This is a genomic window from Nocardia canadensis, assembly GCF_032656385.1.
Taxonomy (GTDB): Bacteria; Actinomycetota; Actinomycetes; order Mycobacteriales; family Mycobacteriaceae; genus Nocardia; species Nocardia canadensis.
Genome location: NZ_JAVCWB010000008.1, coordinates 1747191 through 1764226 on the forward strand (window position 1 = coordinate 1747191; position 17036 = coordinate 1764226).

The following is a 17036-nucleotide window of genomic DNA, read 5'->3' on the forward strand; positions in this document are numbered from 1 at the left end:
GGGTCTCCTGGTTCTCCGGTGGTGGTCAGGGAAGGAGGATGCGGCGCAGCGTGCCCGGCGCGGTGAGCGCGGCGGGCGGGTCGACCAGGTGGGCGACCCGCAGGAAGGTCCTGGCCACGCGCGGATCATGGTGCGCGACCCGCTGCACCCGGCTGACGAAGACAGTGGTGAGCCGGGTCCGGACCGTGCGCCTGCCCACGACGCCCGGATGCCGCAGATCCGAGCCGGCGGCCAGCTGCCAAGCCACCTCGACCGCGCCGGCGGCGGCCGCGTAATACCGGGCGGGCAGGTCGGTTTCGCCCGTACCGAGGCACTCGCGCAGCGCCGCGGCTTGCAGCGCGGCGACCGTCATGCCCTGGGCGTAGAGGGGATTGAAGGCGCACAGCGCGTCGCCGAGCACGAGCAGCCCGTCCGGCGGGGCGCTCTGGCGGTCGAAGCGGCGGCGCACGGCGGTCCGGAACCGGTAGGGCACCGCGTCGCCGAGCGGCTCGGAGCCGATCACCAGGGTGTGGATGTCGGGGGCCGACAGCGAGGCGGCGTACTCGCGAAATCCCGCGTCGTCGACGGGCGGATGATCGCCGAGCATTCCGGCCAGGGTGACGTGCCACCGATCGCCCTCCACCCGGACCGCGCCGCCGCCGCGCCCGTTCGCACCGGTCGAGACGATGACCGAGGCCTGTCCGCCGAGCTGACCGGGCCGATGCCGGAAGAACCGCGACGCGTAGCCGAGGTCGACGTCGAGCCGCTCCTCCTCGGGTACCTCGGCTCCGATCGCGGTGAGCCACTGCGTGATCCGTGATCCTCGACCGCCCGCGTCGACGACCAGGTCCGCGGACAGGGTCTGCGCGCCCGCCGGACCGATGACAGTCACCGCGCGCACCCGCCGGGCGTCGCCGACCAGGCCCTGCACGGTGGTGCGGGTCAGCAGTTCGATGCCGCGCAGCCGCAAGGTCCGCCTGCGCAGCACCGTCTCGAGCAGCGAGCGGGTGGCGATCACCGAGGTGAGTCCGGTCGAGCCCGCCGCGAGCCGGGAGCCGCCGACATACCACCGGGTGCCGACCAGCACCTCGGCGACGGTCGCGCCGTCCGAGACCGCCTGCTCGGTGAAGCCCGGGTAGAGCTCCTCCATGACGCGGCGGCCCCGGTCGAGCAGACCGTGCAGGTGCCAGGCCTGCGGAACACCCCGGCGCACAGTCTCTTTCGCGTCGAGCTCGTCGCGTTCGACCAGGGTGACCCGCTCGTAGGTATCGGCGAGCACGCGCGCGGCCAGCAGCCCGGCGACCCCGGCGCCGATGACGATCGCCTGCCCGCGGCGCGCGGTCACAGCGTCACCGGCAGGTGCAGGATGCCCCGGTGGATCAGGCTGGGACGGTAGACGATCGGCGCGTCGGCCAGGGCCAGCTCGGGTGCTCGCGCCAGCAGCGCGAGGATCGCGGCCTCGGCCTCGATCCGGGCCAGCGGCGCGCCCACGCAGTAGTGGATGCCCAGGCTGAACCCGAGATGCTTGCGCGGCGGCCGGTGTCCGGTGAACCGGGTGATGTCGAAGGTGTCGGCGTCGCGGTAGACCCGCTCGTCGCGGTTGGCCGAGCCGGTCAGCACCACGACACCGTCACCGCGCCGGAAGGTGTGCCCGCCCACGTCGGTGTCGTCGAGGGCGACCCGGATCGTGAACTGGGTCGGCGCGTCGTAGCGCAGCATCTCGTCGATCGCGGGCCCGATCAGCTCGGGATGCGCGCGCAGCAGCGCCAGCTGGTCGGGGTGGCGCAGCAGCGCGAGCAGGCCGTTGCCGATCAGGTTGATCGAGGTCTCCATGCCGGCCACGAGCAGCAGCAGCGACATCCCGATCACCTCGGGTTCGGTGGGAAGCTCACCCGAGCCGCTCGCCGCGACCAGGTCGCTGAGCAGGTCGGGGCCCGGCTGCCGCTTCTTCTCGGCGATCAACCGCGCGAAGTACCCCATGCAGGCGATCGCGGCGTCGGTGCGGGCGCTGATGTCGCCGGGACCGAGCAGCGAGTCGGGGTCGCTGCCCCGCGCGATCGCCAACTGCCAGGCGCGGAAGTCGGCTCCGTCGGCGGCGTCCGCGCCGAGCAGGCGCACCGCGACCATGGCGACGGCCAGCGGCACCGCCAGATCGTCGAGCACGTCGAACTCACCGCGATCGAGCGCGGCGTCGATCAGTCCGTCGACCACGGTGCCCGCCAGCGGCGCCAGTTCGCCGATCGTGGCGGGGGTGAACGCTTTCGCCACCAGCTTGCGGTAGCGGCCGTGCTCGGGCGGATCCATCCGGACGAAGGACCCCGGGATGGCGGCGGTGGTGTCGCGGAACGGGCTGATCCCCGCCGAGTAGCCGTGCCCCCAGTCGGTGCCGGTGAGGACCGCGGCGCATTCCTCGTAGCGGGTCACCAGCGTCACCGGGACCTCGCCGAGGGCGAACGGGAACAGCGGCGTCGCCTCGCGCACCCGGTGGTAGGCGGCGTACGGGTCGGCACGGTGCTCGGGCGCGAACGCGTCGAAGGTGAGGTCGGCGGGGACAGCGGTACTCATCGGCCCTCCAGGCTGATTCGCAGTTCGGACATGCCGCGCACGACCACGTTCGGGCGGTACGGCGGTTCGGCGAGCAGTGACATCCGCTCGACCCGGGTGGCCACGGCCCGCAGCACCGCCTGCATCTCCAGGCGGGCCAGCGGTGCGCCGAGGCAGTAGTGCAGGCCGAGACCGAACGACAGATGCCGCTCGGGTCGCCGGCCGGGCCCGTAGCGGCCGATGTCGAACCGGTCGGCGTCCGGGAAGGCCCTGGGATCCCGGGCCGCCGAACCGATCAGCACGATCACCGCGTCACCGGGCACGAAGGTCCGGCCGGCGAGCTCGATCTCGTGCCGCGCGGTCCGGGTGGTCAGGTGCACGGGCGGGTCGTAGCGCAGGACCTCGTCGACCGCGGGAACGCACAGCGCCGGATCCTCGCGCAACCGCTGGAACTGATCGGGGTGGCGGATCAGCGCCAGCAGCCCGTTGCCGATCAGGTTGACAGTGGTCTCGTGGCCCGCCACCACCAGGATCAGCAGGGTCCCGATCAGTTCGGTGCGGGTCAGCTGCACCCCGGCGTCCTCGGCCTGCACGAGCGCGGTGATCAGGTCGTCGCGGGGGTCGCGGCGGCGCCGGGCGATCAGGTCGCCGAAGAAGTCGGTGAACGCGTGCACGGCGGTGGTGCGCGCGGCCAGCTCGACCGGGCTGAGCAGGGTGTCGGGGTCGAGGCCACGGGCGATGTGCGCGGAGATCTCGCGGACGTGGGCATGGGCTTCGGCGGGGACACCGAGCAGTTCGCAGATCAGCGTCAGCGGCACCGGGTAGGCCAGCGCCTCGAGCGCGTCGGTCTCGCCTTCGGCCAGCATCGCCGTCAGCAGGCCGTCGACCAGGCGCTCGGCCCGTTCGTGCAGTCCCGCCACGGTGCGCGCGGTGAACGCCTTGCCGACCAGGCCGCGCAGCCGGGTGTGGTCCGGCGGTTCCATCCACAGGAAGGAACCGGGCAGTTCCACCTCGCTGTCGCCGTGCAGCAGCTGCGGCTCCTCGGCATGACTCCAGCGCGGGTCGCTCAGGATGGTCTGAGCCTCGGCGTGCCGGGGCACGAAGTGGATCCCGTGCGGGCCGGGGACGAACGGGCCCGCCTCCCGCAGCGTCGTGTAACTGCGGTACGGGTCGTGGCGGCAGTGCGGTGCGACGCTCTCCAGCACCGCGATCTGCACCGGGGTCGGGTCGTCGACCGCGACATGATCGGAAGTCACCGGCAGCTCCTACGGCGATAGCGGTGCGGGGATTTCGCCGCCCATCGTCGCCGCCGGGCCACCGCGAATTCGTGCAGTATTGTCTGCTCCGATCGGGCGATAGCCGAATATCTTTATCGGGCAGTGCAATTGAACGATCGGCGGTCATTATCGGCGCGCGTATTTCGGAATTCGTTCAGCGCGATTTCATATGGCACTGTTGTCGTTTCCGGCATGAATTCCTCGCGTTCGGGTGAAACGCTCACCACGCTGCTGGCCGGCGTCGCCGCCGCGCATCCGCAGGTGCCCGCGACGTTCTGGTCGGTGTCGGAGCGGGTCGGCTACGCCGAGCTGCGACTGCGCGCGCAGACCACGGCCACGGCGCTGGTCCGGCGCGGGATCGGGCGCGGCGAGCCGGTCGGCGTGCTCAGTCCCAACGCCCCCGAGTTCCTGGTCTCGCTGTTCGGCATCGCCGCGGCGGGCGGGGCGGCCACGCCGCTGCCACTGCCCGCGGGTGCCCGCGCCACGGCCGCCTACCCGGCCAAGCTGGCCGCGATCACCGCCGCCGCCGGCATGCGCACCGTGCTGGTCTCACCGCGCTTCGCCTCGATGATCCCGCTGATCGGCGACATCGGCGTCGAGTTCGTCGACACCACCGACCTGGTCACCGATGTCGTCGCCGACCCGGACACGCTGCCCGAGCACGGACCCGACGACCTGGCGATCGTGCAGTTCACCTCCGGCAGCACCGCGCTGCCCAAGGGCGTGCGGCTCACCCACGCCAATGTGGTGGGCGGGCTGGCCGCGATCCGCACCGGCATCGACCTGAGCCTCGACGACCAGGGTGGCTTCTGGCTGCCGCTGTTCCACGACATGGGCCTGTTCGGCACCTTGTCGGCGGTGCTGCGCGGGATCCCCGCCCACGTCTGGTCCCCGCTGGCCTTCGTCAAGGACCCGGCGCGCTGGCTGAGCGAGTTCGCCTCGACCGCGACCACGATCACCGCCATGCCCAACTTCGGCTACGAGGCACTGCTCGGCGCGATCGGTCCCGAGCAGGTCACCGACTACGACCTGAGCCACTGGCGCATCGCGTTCAACGGCGCCGAGCCGATCTCGGAATCGGTGGTCACCGCGTTCTGCGAACGGTTCGCGCCCGCCGGCTTCGCGCCGTCGACGATGTTCGGCGTGTACGGCATGGCCGAGGCCACCCTGGCCGTCGCCTTCCCGCCGCTGCTGCGCGAGCCGCGCTTCGAGTGGGTCGACCGCGCCCGGCTCTCGGATGCCGCTGTCGCCGAGCCGGTCTCGCGCGGCGAGGACGGCGCGCGGGCGGTCGCCTCCGTCGGTTCGGCGGTCGAGGGGATCGCGCTCCGGATCGTCGACCTCGACACCGGCGCCGACCTGCCCGACGGCCGGGTCGGCGAGATCCTGATCGAGGGCGCGCCCGTCACCGGTGGCTATCTCGCCGTCGACCCCGACGCGGTCGTCGATGGTTTCGTCGACGGCTGGTTGCGCACCGGCGATCTCGGCTACCGCCGCGACGGCGAACTGTTCGTCACCGGACGCTGCAAGGACATGATCACCGTGCGCGGGGTGAACTACTACGCCCAGGACGTCGAGGCCGCGGTCCGCGATCTCGACGGCATCCATCAGGGCCGCTGCACCGCGGCCGTCGAGCCCGACGGCGACGACGTGATCGCGCTGATCGCCGAGACCGAACGCACCGGCGCCGAGGCCGAGGCGCTGGCCGCGGCCATCGTCGCCGCCGTCGCCGCCGAGCTCGGACTCTCCGCCGTGCGGGTGCATCTCGTCGCGCCGCGCAGCATCCCCCGCACCAGTAGCGGCAAGCTCCAGCGGCTGGCCGCCCGCGACCTGATCGGCCGGCGATGACGCCGCGCCGCTCGCCCCTGCGATCGAATGGGAGTGCCTAGTGCACAGCTTCGACATCTTCCGCCACTACGAACGGCTGCACTGGAAACTGAGCGACCTCGACCTGGCCGCCGTCGACCCGACGCTGGTCCGCCCGGAGTACATCACCCTCGCCAAGAGCGCGGCGATGGGCGAGTCCAATGTCATCGCGGCCGTGCACGGTTTCCTCGACGAGTTCGTCGACGACTACGACTTCTCCACCTTCGCGGTGGTGTGGGGCTACCAGGAGGTGCAGCACCACTACGCCTTCCGCTCCTGGCTGGGCGCCATCGGCGAGGACGTCGACGACCGCGCGGTGGACGCGATGCGCGAGCCGTACGCGCCGGGCAGCACGCCCTCGGCGACGCTGGCCACCAACATCATCTCCGAGCTCACCGTCAACCACGTGTACCGCGCGGTGTCGAGCTGGGTGGCCGAGCCGGTGCTGAAGACGTTGCTGCTCAACGCCAGTCGCGACGAAGCCGGGCACGCCCGGGAGTTCATCCACTACACCACCGAACGGCTGAAGCGGCGGCCCGACGAGCTGCCGTCGGTGCTCGAGACGCTCTACGTCTACAGCTCCGAGGCCAAGATCAAGCACCCGGTGAGCACCTTCAAGGCCGGCATCGCCGAGCTCGGCGACCACGAGACCATCGACACCGGTTTCGAGCTGTTCCTCGAGCAGGTCGCCGCCGAGGGCGAGCTGGAGGTCCTGCACGACAAAGTGCGCCGCACCTTCGCCGGCATCACCGGCCTCGACCTGTCCAGCAACGCGAAGGTGCGCCGCGCCCTCGCCGACGCCATCGCGTGATGACCGCAGGCGAACGGCCCGACGCCGTCGAGGTGCCGTGGTCGGTGATCCCCGACTATCACTGCTTCGGCTGTTCCCCGCACAACGCCACCGGGCTGCGTCTGAGCTTCACCCCGCGCGCCGACGGCGCGCTGGAAGCCGCCTTCCGGCTCGGGCGCGCGTTCGAGTCCTATCCCGGCGTGGTGCACGGCGGCCTGATCGGCGTCGTGTGCGACGAGGTGATGGGCAACCTGATCGTGCTGGCCCGTCGGGTCCCCGCCTTCACCGTCTCCCAACGCACCCGCTTCCTCACTCCCCTGCTGATCGACCGCGAATACCGCTGTGTGGCAACGCTGCCGCCCGCGCGGGCCGACGGCCCGATCCCCGCGCACGCCGAGATCCTCGACGCGAACGGCGCGGTGTGCGCGACCTCGACGGCCAGCTATCAGCCGTTCGATCTGCATGCCGTCCGCGACCAGCTCACCCTCGACGACGACGAAGTCGCCCTGCTCGACCACGCCCTGTCCACGGCGAACACCCTCTCCCCGAACGGAGCCCGGCCATGACCACCACCTCTGCCGACACCATCCTGCGCACGGTCACCGAGATCGCGATCACCGAGACCGGCCTGACCGCCGCCGAGCTGACCCCCGACGCCGACCTGCGCGCCATGGCGGGCGTGGACTCGGTGCGGGTGCTGCGGATGATCGCCCGCATCGAGCGCACCTTCGACATCGAACTCGACGACGCCGACGTCTTCGGGATGTCCACCCTGGCCGAGGTGACCGCGGTGGTCGAACGGTCCGTGGCCGAGGCGGCCGCATGACCGTCGTCGCCGATACCAATCAGCACTACGATCTCGACCCGGACATCTTCGGGCAGTTCCTCGACCCGCTGCGCAAGTACAGCTCCGCGCTCTACACATCCGACAGCGACACCCTGGAGCTGGCGCAGCGCAACAAGCTGCGCTTCGTCGCCGAGCGGCTCGGTCTGCGCGGCGGCGAGCAGCTGCTCGATGTGGGATGCGGCTGGGGTTCGCTGATCCTGTACATGGCGAGCGAGCTGGGCTGCCGCACGCTCGGGGTCAGCCCGGCGCCGCGTCAGCACGACTACATCGCCGAGCAGGCGGCCGCGCGCGGCGTGGCCGATCTGGTGCGCACCCGGGTCGGGCACTTCGAGCAGCTCGACCTGCCCGCCCGCTCCTTCGACGCCGTCACACTGCTGGGGTCGATCGTGCACATGCCCGATCCCGACGAGGTGTTCCGCCGCGCGCGGGGCGTGCTGCGCCGCGGCGGCACGCTCTACGTCTCGGAGAGCTGCTTCCGTAATGCGGCCACCCGCAGCGCGTTCGACGATCGCGACGGCACCGGCTTCGTCCGCGAGGACATCTTCGGCTTCGGTGAACTGCGGCCGCTGTCGGAGCTGATCGCCGCCGCCGAGAACGCCGGCTTCTCGGTGATCTCGGTCGATGACCTGACCGACCACTACCGACGCACCATCGAGGATTGGATCGGCAATGTCGACGCCGCCGCCGCGCGCATCGACGCGCACGGCCCCGGCCTGGCCGCCAAGCTGCGCCACTATCTCGAGATCGCCAACGCGGGCTGGGGTTACACCACCAAGCACTACGCGCTGGTCTGCCGGAATGCCAGGTAGGACATGATCACCACACCGGGGCTGTTGCCCGTGCGGGACCTGGTCGCCGCGGTCGACGGCTTTCTGGCCGCGTCCCCGGCGACCCGTGCCTGGGATGTGGAGACCGCCGTCGACTGGGCCGCCGCCGACGCGGGCAGGCTCACCGAGGGTCAGCGCTCCGCGGTCCAGTTCGTCACCCTGATCGAAGACCACCTGCCCGGCTACTTCGACGTCTACCACCGGCATTTCCCCGTCGACGACAGCGTGGATCTGCCGACCTTCGAGCACAATCGGGAGCTCTACCACTTCACGGTGCGCTGGGCCCTCGAGGAGGACACCCATGCCAGGGCGCTGACCCGCTACCAGGAGGCGGCCGGCATCGCCGACCGCGACACCCTGCGGTCGGAACTGGCGATCGAGGGCCACAAGCCGTTCGACCTGCCCTACGACCACCCCGTTCAGTTCTTCGCCTACGCCTTGGTGCAGGAGAAGGCGACGCAGATGTACTACCAGCAGTTGCGCGACGTGGTCGCCGACCCGGTCCTGGCCGCGGTGCTCACCCGGTTGTCGCGCGACGAGGCACGGCATTTCAGCTTCATGGCCGAGGTGGTGACCCGGTATCTGCGCCACGACGGTGACGCGGTGGTCGAGCCGATCCGCGATGTCGTCGCCAACTTCCGGATGCCGCTGTCGGACACGCTGCGCGGCTATTGGCGGTGGGCGCTGCGGATCGCCGATGTCGCCGACTACGACCACACCGCCGCCTACGAACATCTGGTGAAGGTGATCGACCGCGCGGTCGATGCCCGCACCGAGCCGGTCGACGAGTTGATCGCCTTCGTCGAGGGTTGCCGCACCCTGGCCTGAACCGGCCCTGGCCCGGACCGAAGAGAACCGGCCTTGCGCGCGATGATCCGCGCAAGGCCGGTTCTCTTCGCCGATCGGCCCTGAGCCGTCAGTTGCCCTGCGCCAGCACGAGAATCGTGGTGGTGCCGTGCGCGATCAGCTTGCCCGCCGCGTCGGTGATGCGACCTTCGGCGGTCGCGGTCCGCCTGCCGACGTGCACGGCGGTGGCCTCGCAGGTGAGCCTGCTGCCGTCCAGGGTCACCGCGCGGATGAAGTTCACCTTCAGTTCGAGCGTGGTGTAGGCGACGCCGTCGCCGAGTTCGGTGAACACCGCGCTGCCCATGGCGGTGTCCATGAGCGTGGCCAGCACGCCGCCGTGCACCGTGAACATCGCGTTGATGGTCGCCGGATTCGGGTCGAGGTAGTAGCGGGTACGGCCCTTGGACGCGCTTTCCAGCCGAATTCCCAGCGAATCGCCGACGCCCAGCTTCTCCTGCAGCCCGCGCTCGAAGACCGCGGTCAATTCGGCGACCCGCCGGTCGGCGGTCGCGTCGATTTCGGTGGTGGTCATGGTTTTCCTCCCTGCGGACGATTCCTCCGCCATTCGATCAGCGCTCGGTGAATTCCGTCTTGCCACAGGACATTCCATTTCCAGCTCCGATCGGCTGATCGGGATCACCCGAGGCCGGTGAGTCGTCGACCCGGCGCGGGTACCGTCGGGCAGATGGCCGACACCACCGCTGCTGCCCGCGTCGAGTCCATCGAGGCCGACTTCTTCGACGATCCGCACGCGCACTACCGGCGCTGGCGCGCAGGTGGCCCGGTCCATCGGGTCCGCTTCCCCGACGACGTCGTGCGCTGGGTGGTCATCGGCTACGCCGAAGCACGGATGGCACTGGCCGATCCACGGCTGCGCAAGGACATCGTCCGGATCGACGAGATCGTGCACGACAAGCGCGGGTCGACCCCGAGCGATCCGAACGTCGTCGCGCTGCTGAGCCACATGCTCAGCACCGATCCGCCCGCGCACACGCGGCTGCGCAAACTGGTCAACAAGGCCTTCACCGCCAAGCGGGTCGCGGCGTTGCGCCCGCGGATCGAGCAGATCACCGAGTCGCTGCTGGACGCGATGGCCGAGCGCGAACAGGTCGACCTGATGGACGAATTCGCCAATCCGCTACCGGTGACGGTGATCTGCGAACTGCTCGGCGTGCCCTACGCCGATCGCGACGACTTCCAGACCTGGACCAGGGCCCTGGTCACCGTCGTCGGCGAAGGCGAGGACGACGAACGCCCCGCGGCCTCGGCCGCGATGGTCGCCTATCTGGCGAACCTGGTGCGCGCCAAGCAGTCCGAGCCCGCCGACGACCTGCTCTCCCAGCTGGTCCTGGCCGACGACGACGGCGACCGCCTCACCGATCGCGAGCTGGTGTCGATGGCGTTCCTGCTCCTGGTCGCCGGGCACGAGACCACCGTCAATCTCATCGGCAACGGCGTCAACGCGCTGCTGCGCCGCCCCGCGCAGTGGCGGGCCCTGGGCGCCGACCCCGCCGGCATCCCCGCCGCGATCGAGGAGTTCCTGCGCTTCGACGGCCCGGTCGACATGGCCACCGTCCGCTACACCGCCGAACCGGTCACCCTGGGCGATACCGAGATTCCCGCGGGCGAACTCGTCTACGTCGCGCTGGCCGCCGCCAACCGCGACCCGGCCCGTTTCACCGACCCCGACGCGCTCACCACCGACGGCCACCCCTCCGGCCATCTGGCCTTCGGCCACGGCATCCACTTCTGCGTCGGTGCTCCCCTGGCCCGCCTGGAGGCCGAGGTCGCCTTCACCGCCCTGCTCCGCCGCTTCCCCGACCTGCGCCTGGCCGAGGTCGCCGGCACCGGCCACTGGCAGACCAGCACCCTCATCCGCGGCCTGCTCGAACTGCCGGTGCACGTGCGCTGAGACCCCGGTCACCCAGACCGGCGTACCGTCGGGAGTCGATCGGATCGTCGAGCTGCTCGCCTGCCCGGCGCCGCCTCGGCGTCCGCCGACCCCGCCCAGGGTTGCGCCACCTGATCCGGACCAGGTCAGAACAGGCTGGTCTGGGCAGGCGCGGTCACCGCGGTGATCGTGGCGTCGAGTTCGATGCGGCGGCCGATGAGCCGGGAGTCGTTGACGAGCACGAGTTCACCGGACCCGGTGTCGTCGGCGCAAGCGATGGTGTGGCCGTGGGCGGTGACGGCGTCGAGGACGTATTCGCCGGCGTCCTCGGTGAATACGATGGCCTCCGGGTAGCGCCCACGCTCGAGGATGGTGGCGTAGAAGTCCCGCCCGCCGGACCACGCGGTGTCGGTGCGGGCGATGTCGTCGGGCAGGGTGCTCGCCGCGTGGTCGGCCGCGTCGGCGACGGCGGCCTCCAGCGCCGACCACGGCCGCAGCGGCTTGGTCAGGATGCGGGTCTTGGTGACACCGGCGACCGCCTGCCGCAGCCCCGCCCGTTCCGAGACGACCCGCTCTAGCTCACGCACATGCAGCCCATCCGGCGAATCGGTGATGAAGCGGGCCACCAGCGCACCCTGCTCGAAGAGCCGCCGCTGCCGCCGTACCGCCGACGCGGTCCCGACCTTGGTCATCCCGTCGCCGAAGTAGGCGATGTAGAGGTGATGGGGCTGCGCGACATACCCGCGCACCTGCTCGGGCAAGGCCGTGAGCGGACCACGATGGCTGTGCACCACCGACCACCCCTCGGTGACCCGGCATTGCGCGCACTGCTTTCCGCTGTCGACCCGGGCCCGGCTCGGGCACGCTTGACGCCCCCTGCGCCCGGCGCCGAACCCGTGGTACCCGAGACAGAACCGCCCGGCCCCGGCGAGCCGGAACGCCAACCGCGTCCCGATTCCCGGCAGCAGCTCGGTACTGCCGTCCTCGCGGATCACCTCGTAGAACCACCGGCCCTGCTCATCCCAGTGGGTCCCGCAATACAGGGCGGTGGAGGTCGCGGTCATCGGTCGAATCTACTGAACGCGCCCGGTGTTCGGTCGACGGGAGGACAGATCGCCCAGCAGGCGGGGATCGGCGAGGTTCGGTGCGATCGCACAGCCTCGGCGCGCGCTGTCGGCCCCGCACCACGTCGAATTCGATCCGGCAGACCGGGTCGACCCACCGGACGCGGTGATCGGCGACTGTTGCGCCGTAGCTGTCAGTGGTCGGCCCGTGCCTTGCCTGTGCCCGCGCGGACAGCGACCGGACTCGCTCGTTCGGGATCGATCCCCACGCACGAGGCCCACCCGGGCTCCCGAGCTCACAGGTCGAGGACAAGGACCTCCGAGCGGGCGCGGGAGACGCACAGCATCATCGTCTTGCCGCTGTCGCGCTCCTCGGCGGTGAGCAGGGAATCACGGTGGTCCACCTCGCCGTCGAGCACGGGGGTCTCGCAGCTGCCGCAGGTGCCTTCGCGGCAGGAGGTGATGACCGCGACGCCCGCCGATTCCAGGACGTCGACGATGGAGCGGTCGGCGGCGACCCGCAGCGTCCGCCCGGTCTGGGCCAGCTGGATCTCGAAGGCCTGGTCGGCGCCGGCCGGCTCGAGCTGTCGCGGGACGAAGCGTTCCGTGCGTACTGTGACGCGCTGCCGCTGTCCCTCCGCCTCGACCGCGGCCAGCAGCGGTTCCGGGCCACAGCAGTACACGGTCGCGCCGGGCCGCTCGGCCACGATCTCGGCCACCGGCAGCAGGCCGGACTCGTCCTGGGGCACCAGCCGCACCGCCGGATAGCGCGCGGTGAGCGCCTCGGCGAAGGCCATGTGGGTGCGTGAGCGCGCGCCGTAGTGCAGCGTCCAGCGCGCGCCTGCCCGCTGCGCGGCGGCGATCATCGGCAGGATCGGGGTGATCCCGATACCGCCAGCGACGAACGTGTACTCCGGGGCCTCGGACAGCTCGAAGTTGTTGCGCGGCAGAGAGACCGACAAAGTGGTGCCGGGCAGCGCGGTCCGGAACAGGTGCGCGGACCCGCCGCGGCCGTTCGGCTCGTGCAGAATCGCGATCCGCCACCGGTCGCGCTGCGCGGGGTCGCCGCACAGCGAGTACTGGCGCAGGCCGGCCGCGCCCGCCGCCACGTCGATATGCGCGCCCGGCGTCCAGGCGGGCAGTTCCCCACCGTCGGCCGCGGCGAGCACCAGGGCGAATACCGCGTCGGCTTCGTCGGTGCGCTCGATCACCCGCACGCTCACGTCGGTCATGGCCATCCCCTCGCCCGCATGGTTGTCGAGTTTCACCGTGCTCGACGTCCGGCGTGTCCGCCCCGTGGGCGCGGCGAGACGATTGGCGCGATCGACATTCACTATCGTCCCGCCGCCCGATGCGCACCCCGCCCGACACTGACGGCATGACTCCAGTGGCGGAACTGGTCGCCAAGACCAGGCAGTTCGTGCAAGACCACGTCATCCCGGTGGAACGCGAGGTCGTGGTCGGTGGCCGGGTCACCGACGACGCCCTCCGCCTCGACCTGCAGAAGAAGGCCAAGGAGGCCGGTGTCTTCGGCCCGCTCTCGGATCCCGCCTACGGCGGCCTCGGCCTCGACACCAGGGCGCAGGCCGAGGTGCTCGAAGCCGCGGGCGCCAGTCTGCTCGGCCCGCTCGCGGTCAACGCCTGGGCGCCCGACGACGGCAACATCCACCTGCTGGCCGAGGTCGCGAATCCCGAACAACGTGAACGGTATCTGGCCCCGCTGGCCTCCGGCGAGGTCCGCTCGGCGATCGCCATGACCGAACCGGCGCCCGGCGCGGGATCGGACCCGCGGATGCTGGCCACCGTCGCCGAGGAGACCGACACCGGCTGGGTCATCAACGGCCGCAAGCACTTCACCACCGGCGCGCAGGGCGCGGCGTTCACCATCTGCGTCGCCTCCACCACCGACGGCCCGACCATGTTCCTGGTCGACCAGGACAACCCCGGCCTGAAGGTCGGCCGCCGGATGCCGACACTGGACCACACCAGCGCGCCCGGCGGGCACTGCGAGGTCGAGTTCGCCGACTGCGAGGTCCCCGAGTCCGCGATCCTGGGCGCGGTGGGCCGCGGCCTGGATCTGGCGGCGGTCCGGCTCGCGCCCTCACGCCTGGTGTTCTGCATGAACTGGCTCGGCCTGGCCGTGCGCGCCCAGCAGCTCACCGCCGAGCACATCAACGGCCGTCACGCGTTCGGGGTACCGATCGCCGAACACGGTCTGGCCCAGGGCCTGATCGCCGACAACGAGATCGATATCGCGGCGTCGCGCAGCCTGATCCGATCCACCGCCGCCACCATCGACGAGCACGGCGCCGCCTCCTCCCAGGCGCGCCACGAGGCCTCGATCACCAAGACCTTCGTCTCCGAGGCGGTCTGGCGGGTGCTCGACCGCGCGGTGCAGCTGCACGGCGGCCTCGGCGTCTGTGAGGACCACCTGGTGGCCCGATTCCTGGTGGAAGCCAGGGCTTTCCGCATCTACGAGGGTCCGTCGGAGGTGCTGCGCGGGTCGATCGCGCGGCGCGTCCTGCGCGGATCGCGCTGAGAGGACATCCCATGACCACCCGCAGCATCGCCGGATTCGGCGCCGCCTACCCCGCCCTCGACGCCGAGGCCGTCGACTACGCCTACCTGCGCGACGCCTCGCAGGCCCTGGTGCCCTTCGGCGCGCACGTCGGCACCCGGATCACCGAGATCTCCCCCGCCCGTTCGGTCGTCGAGATCCCGGCCGAACCGGTGATGTGCAACCACATGGGCACCGTGCACGCGGGCGCGCTGTTCACCGCCGCCGACATCGCCGGCGCCGCGGCGTTCGTGGGCGCGGCGGCGCACCGGCTGTTCACGGTCGACCGGCTGGTCCTGCGCGGCGGCACCGCCGCCTACCGCAAGCCGGCCCGCGGCCGCATCCGCGCCGTCGCCACCGTGGACCCCGACGGCCTGGCCGCCGTCCTGGCCGCGACCGCGACCGCCCGATTCGAGCTGTCCGGCCGCGCCGAGCTGCTCGACGACAACGACGTGCTCACCGCCGAATTCACCTTCGACTACGTGTGCGATGTGCGCATCGCCGGAACGGACGAGTGATGACCACGACCACGCCCGACGCCACCACGGTCGACACCGCCGACGGCGTGCGCTTCACCGTGCGCTGGCTGGCCGCCGACGACCCCACCGCCCCGGTGGTGCTGATCCTGCCCGCCATGGCGATGAAGGCACGCAACTACCAGTCGCTGGCCAAGGCCCTGCACGCCACCGGTCTCTCGGTGGCGACCTGCGACCTGCGCGCCCACGGCGAGGCCGAGCCCGCGCTCGGCGAGCACACCGACTTCGGCTACCGCGAAATGCTCGAGATCGACCTGCCCGCCGTCGTTTCCGCGATCGAGGAGCGGTTCCCGCAGGCGCCGCTGCACCTGTTCGGGCACAGCCTGGGCGGCCAGCTCGCGCTGCTGTTCGCCGCCGCCGAACCCGAGCGCGTCGCCGGGGTCACCGTGATCGGTACCGGCACCGTGTTCTGGTGGGCCTTCGGCCCGCGCCGCTGGTTCGAGGCACTGAGCCAGATCCAGTGGATCGGCCTGGTGTCGCGGATCAAGGGGCACTGGCCCGGCGGCGTGCTGATCCCGGCGCCGATGCCGGGCGGGGTGATGGTCGACTGGTCGATCCACTCGCTGACCAGCTACTACCGCCCCAGCGGCAGCAAGCGCCGCTACAACACGCTGCTGGCGAACATGACCCTGCCGGTGCTGGCGATCTCGCTGTCCCAGGACGTGCTCGGCCCCAAGTCCAATGTCGACTTCCTGGTCTCGCGGATGCCCTCGGCCGCGGTGACCCAGTGGCACCTCGACGAGAACTCCGCGGTCGAGCACCTGGATCACTTCACCTGGCTCAAGGACTCGCCCGCGATCGCGGCGGGCGTGTCGCAGTGGATCACCGCCGGCACCGCGCCGGCCTGAAGGAGAGACGTGGCACGACTGCAGATCGAAGCGGTGTCGAAGAAGTTCGACACCGACTACGCCGTGCGCGAGGTCAGCCTCGACATCGCCGACGGCGAATTCATGGTGCTGCTCGGCCCCAGTGGCTGCGGCAAGTCCACCCTGCTGCGGATGATCGCGGGGCTGGAGGAGCCGAGCGAGGGCCGCATCCTGGTGGGCGGCAACGACGTCACCGACGCGGCGCCGCAGCGTCGTGACCTGGCGATGGTGTTCCAGAGCTACGCGCTCTACCCGCACCTGTCGGTGGCCAAGAACATCGGGTTCCCGCTGCGGGCCCGGCGCAAGCCGCGCGCCGAGATCGCCCAGCGGGTCGCCGAGGTCTCGGCCACCCTGGAGCTGTCCGCGCTGCTCGACCGCAAGCCGGTCGCGCTCTCGGGTGGCCAGCGCCAGCGCGTCGCCCTGGCCCGCGCCATGGTCCGCGATCCCGGCGCGTTCCTGATGGACGAGCCGCTGTCGAACCTGGACGCCAAGTTGCGCAGCGCGACCCGCGCCGAACTGATCGCCCTGCACCAGCGACTGGGCGCGACGTTCCTCTACGTCACCCACGACCAGGTCGAGGCGATGACGATGGCCTCGCGCATCGCGCTGCTCAACGAGGGCCGGGTCGAACAGTGCGGCACCCCCTCCGAGCTCTACGACCAGCCGCGCTCGACCTTCGTCGCCGGTTTCCTCGGCTCGCCGCCGATGAACCTGTTCCCCGCGGTCGTCCAGTCGCGCGCCGGTGCCCTGCGCGTGACGGCCGACGGTGTCGACGCCGCGCTCGACATCACCGACGAGCTCGACACCGCCACCGCGGTGATCGCGGGTATCCGGCCGGAGCGCCTGCGCATCGACCCCGCCGGCGGCGCCGTCCGCGGCCGGGTGCGGATGGTCGAGAACCTCGGCAGCGAGGAACTGGTGCACCTCGACGCGGGCACCACCAGCCTGTGCGTGCGCGCGCCGCGCCCGGCCGGGGTGCGCGTCGGCGAGGACATCGCCGTGCGGGTCGACCCCGCCGACATCCACCTGTTCGATCCCGACACCGGCCTGCGCCTGACCTGGCAGGCGCCGCAACCGGAGTCGATCCCCAGCCAGGACGCGGCTGCCGTGCCCGTCCCCTGACTACCGCACGAACCATTGATGAGGAGA

General features: G+C 71.2%; 17 protein-coding genes. 11 read left to right on the forward strand and 6 right to left on the reverse strand.

From position 1 onward, the window contains the following. Positions 1 to 25: 25 nt before the first annotated feature. From Q7X29_RS21960 to Q7X29_RS21970, 3 genes are read right to left on the reverse strand one after another with little or no spacing between them, the layout of a single operon-like run. On the reverse strand, positions 26 to 1324 hold the full coding sequence (locus tag Q7X29_RS21960; RefSeq protein WP_316575239.1) for an NAD(P)/FAD-dependent oxidoreductase: 1299 nt from the start codon (positions 1322 to 1324) through the stop codon (positions 26 to 28). Continuing rightward, positions 1321 to 2544 (reverse strand): cytochrome P450, encoded by a 1224-nt coding sequence (locus Q7X29_RS21965; protein ID WP_218719788.1) that lies wholly within the window; start codon positions 2542 to 2544, stop codon positions 1321 to 1323. Before Q7X29_RS21965 ends, Q7X29_RS21960 begins: the two co-directional genes overlap by 4 nt. After that, complete coding sequence (locus Q7X29_RS21970) at positions 2541 to 3779, reverse strand: cytochrome P450 (RefSeq protein ID WP_316575240.1); 1239 nt, start codon at positions 3777 to 3779, stop codon at positions 2541 to 2543. Before Q7X29_RS21970 ends, Q7X29_RS21965 begins: the two co-directional genes overlap by 4 nt. 213 nt (positions 3780 to 3992) lie before the next feature. Here Q7X29_RS21970 and Q7X29_RS21975 point away from each other — a divergent pair, with 213 nt between their 5' ends. Genes Q7X29_RS21975 through Q7X29_RS22000 form a run of 6 tightly spaced genes read left to right on the forward strand, consistent with a single transcriptional unit; the run spans position 3993 to position 8955 of the window. Then, the gene (locus tag Q7X29_RS21975) at positions 3993 to 5645 is read left to right on the forward strand and encodes an AMP-binding protein (protein WP_316575241.1); all 1653 of its coding nucleotides are present in this window, start codon (positions 3993 to 3995) and stop codon (positions 5643 to 5645) included. A 40-nt stretch (positions 5646 to 5685) separates the two neighbouring features. Further along, a complete protein-coding gene (locus Q7X29_RS21980; protein WP_218719791.1) occupies positions 5686 to 6474 on the forward strand; it encodes a ferritin-like domain-containing protein in 789 nt (262 codons plus the stop codon). After that, positions 6474 to 7019, forward strand: a complete 546-nt coding sequence (locus Q7X29_RS21985) for a PaaI family thioesterase (protein ID WP_218719792.1) — start codon at positions 6474 to 6476, stop codon at positions 7017 to 7019. The genes Q7X29_RS21980 and Q7X29_RS21985 overlap by 1 nt, the downstream gene beginning before the upstream one ends. After that, positions 7016 to 7279 (forward strand): acyl carrier protein, encoded by a 264-nt coding sequence (locus Q7X29_RS21990; RefSeq protein WP_218719793.1) that lies wholly within the window; start codon positions 7016 to 7018, stop codon positions 7277 to 7279. The genes Q7X29_RS21985 and Q7X29_RS21990 overlap by 4 nt, the downstream gene beginning before the upstream one ends. Further along, positions 7276 to 8109, forward strand: coding sequence for an SAM-dependent methyltransferase (locus Q7X29_RS21995; protein ID WP_316575242.1), 834 nt, complete (start codon positions 7276 to 7278; stop codon positions 8107 to 8109). The genes Q7X29_RS21990 and Q7X29_RS21995 overlap by 4 nt, the downstream gene beginning before the upstream one ends. Before the next feature lie 3 nt (positions 8110 to 8112). Continuing rightward, positions 8113 to 8955 carry an acyl-ACP desaturase gene (locus tag Q7X29_RS22000; RefSeq protein WP_316575243.1) on the forward strand — a complete coding sequence of 281 codons (843 nt, stop codon included), beginning with the start codon at positions 8113 to 8115 and terminating at the stop codon, positions 8953 to 8955. 88 nt (positions 8956 to 9043) lie between these two features. On the opposite strand, the gene Q7X29_RS22005 is transcribed toward Q7X29_RS22000, so the two are convergent. Beyond that, a complete protein-coding gene (locus Q7X29_RS22005) occupies positions 9044 to 9505 on the reverse strand; it encodes a PaaI family thioesterase (protein WP_218719796.1) in 462 nt (153 codons plus the stop codon). Between the two features lie 153 nt (positions 9506 to 9658). Between Q7X29_RS22005 and Q7X29_RS22010 the strand changes: the two genes are divergently transcribed. Continuing rightward, positions 9659 to 10885 (forward strand): cytochrome P450 family protein, encoded by a 1227-nt coding sequence (locus Q7X29_RS22010; protein WP_316575244.1) that lies wholly within the window; start codon positions 9659 to 9661, stop codon positions 10883 to 10885. 125 nt (positions 10886 to 11010) lie between these two features. Here Q7X29_RS22010 and Q7X29_RS22015 read toward each other — a convergent pair whose 3' ends face one another. Both Q7X29_RS22015 and Q7X29_RS22020 read right to left on the reverse strand, forming a co-directional pair. Beyond that, positions 11011 to 11928: a DUF2797 domain-containing protein gene (locus tag Q7X29_RS22015; protein ID WP_316575245.1), complete on the reverse strand. Its 918-nt coding sequence runs from the start codon at positions 11926 to 11928 to the stop codon at positions 11011 to 11013. A gap of 296 nt (positions 11929 to 12224) precedes the next feature. Then, positions 12225 to 13160, reverse strand: a complete 936-nt coding sequence (locus Q7X29_RS22020) for a PDR/VanB family oxidoreductase (protein WP_308248568.1) — start codon at positions 13158 to 13160, stop codon at positions 12225 to 12227. A 146-nt stretch (positions 13161 to 13306) separates the two neighbouring features. Between Q7X29_RS22020 and Q7X29_RS22025 the strand changes: the two genes are divergently transcribed. Genes Q7X29_RS22025 through Q7X29_RS22040 form a run of 4 tightly spaced genes read left to right on the forward strand, consistent with a single transcriptional unit; the run spans position 13307 to position 17009 of the window. Next, positions 13307 to 14467, forward strand: a complete 1161-nt coding sequence (locus Q7X29_RS22025) for an acyl-CoA dehydrogenase family protein (RefSeq protein WP_218719799.1) — start codon at positions 13307 to 13309, stop codon at positions 14465 to 14467. Between the two features lie 11 nt (positions 14468 to 14478). After that, positions 14479 to 15003, forward strand: a complete 525-nt coding sequence (locus Q7X29_RS22030; RefSeq protein WP_218719800.1) for a YiiD C-terminal domain-containing protein — start codon at positions 14479 to 14481, stop codon at positions 15001 to 15003. Beyond that, positions 15003 to 15869, forward strand: coding sequence for an alpha/beta hydrolase family protein (locus Q7X29_RS22035; protein WP_316575246.1), 867 nt, complete (start codon positions 15003 to 15005; stop codon positions 15867 to 15869). The genes Q7X29_RS22030 and Q7X29_RS22035 overlap by 1 nt, the downstream gene beginning before the upstream one ends. 9 nt (positions 15870 to 15878) lie before the next feature. Then, complete coding sequence (locus Q7X29_RS22040; RefSeq protein WP_316575247.1) at positions 15879 to 17009, forward strand: ABC transporter ATP-binding protein; 1131 nt, start codon at positions 15879 to 15881, stop codon at positions 17007 to 17009. Positions 17010 to 17036 lie beyond the last annotated feature (27 nt).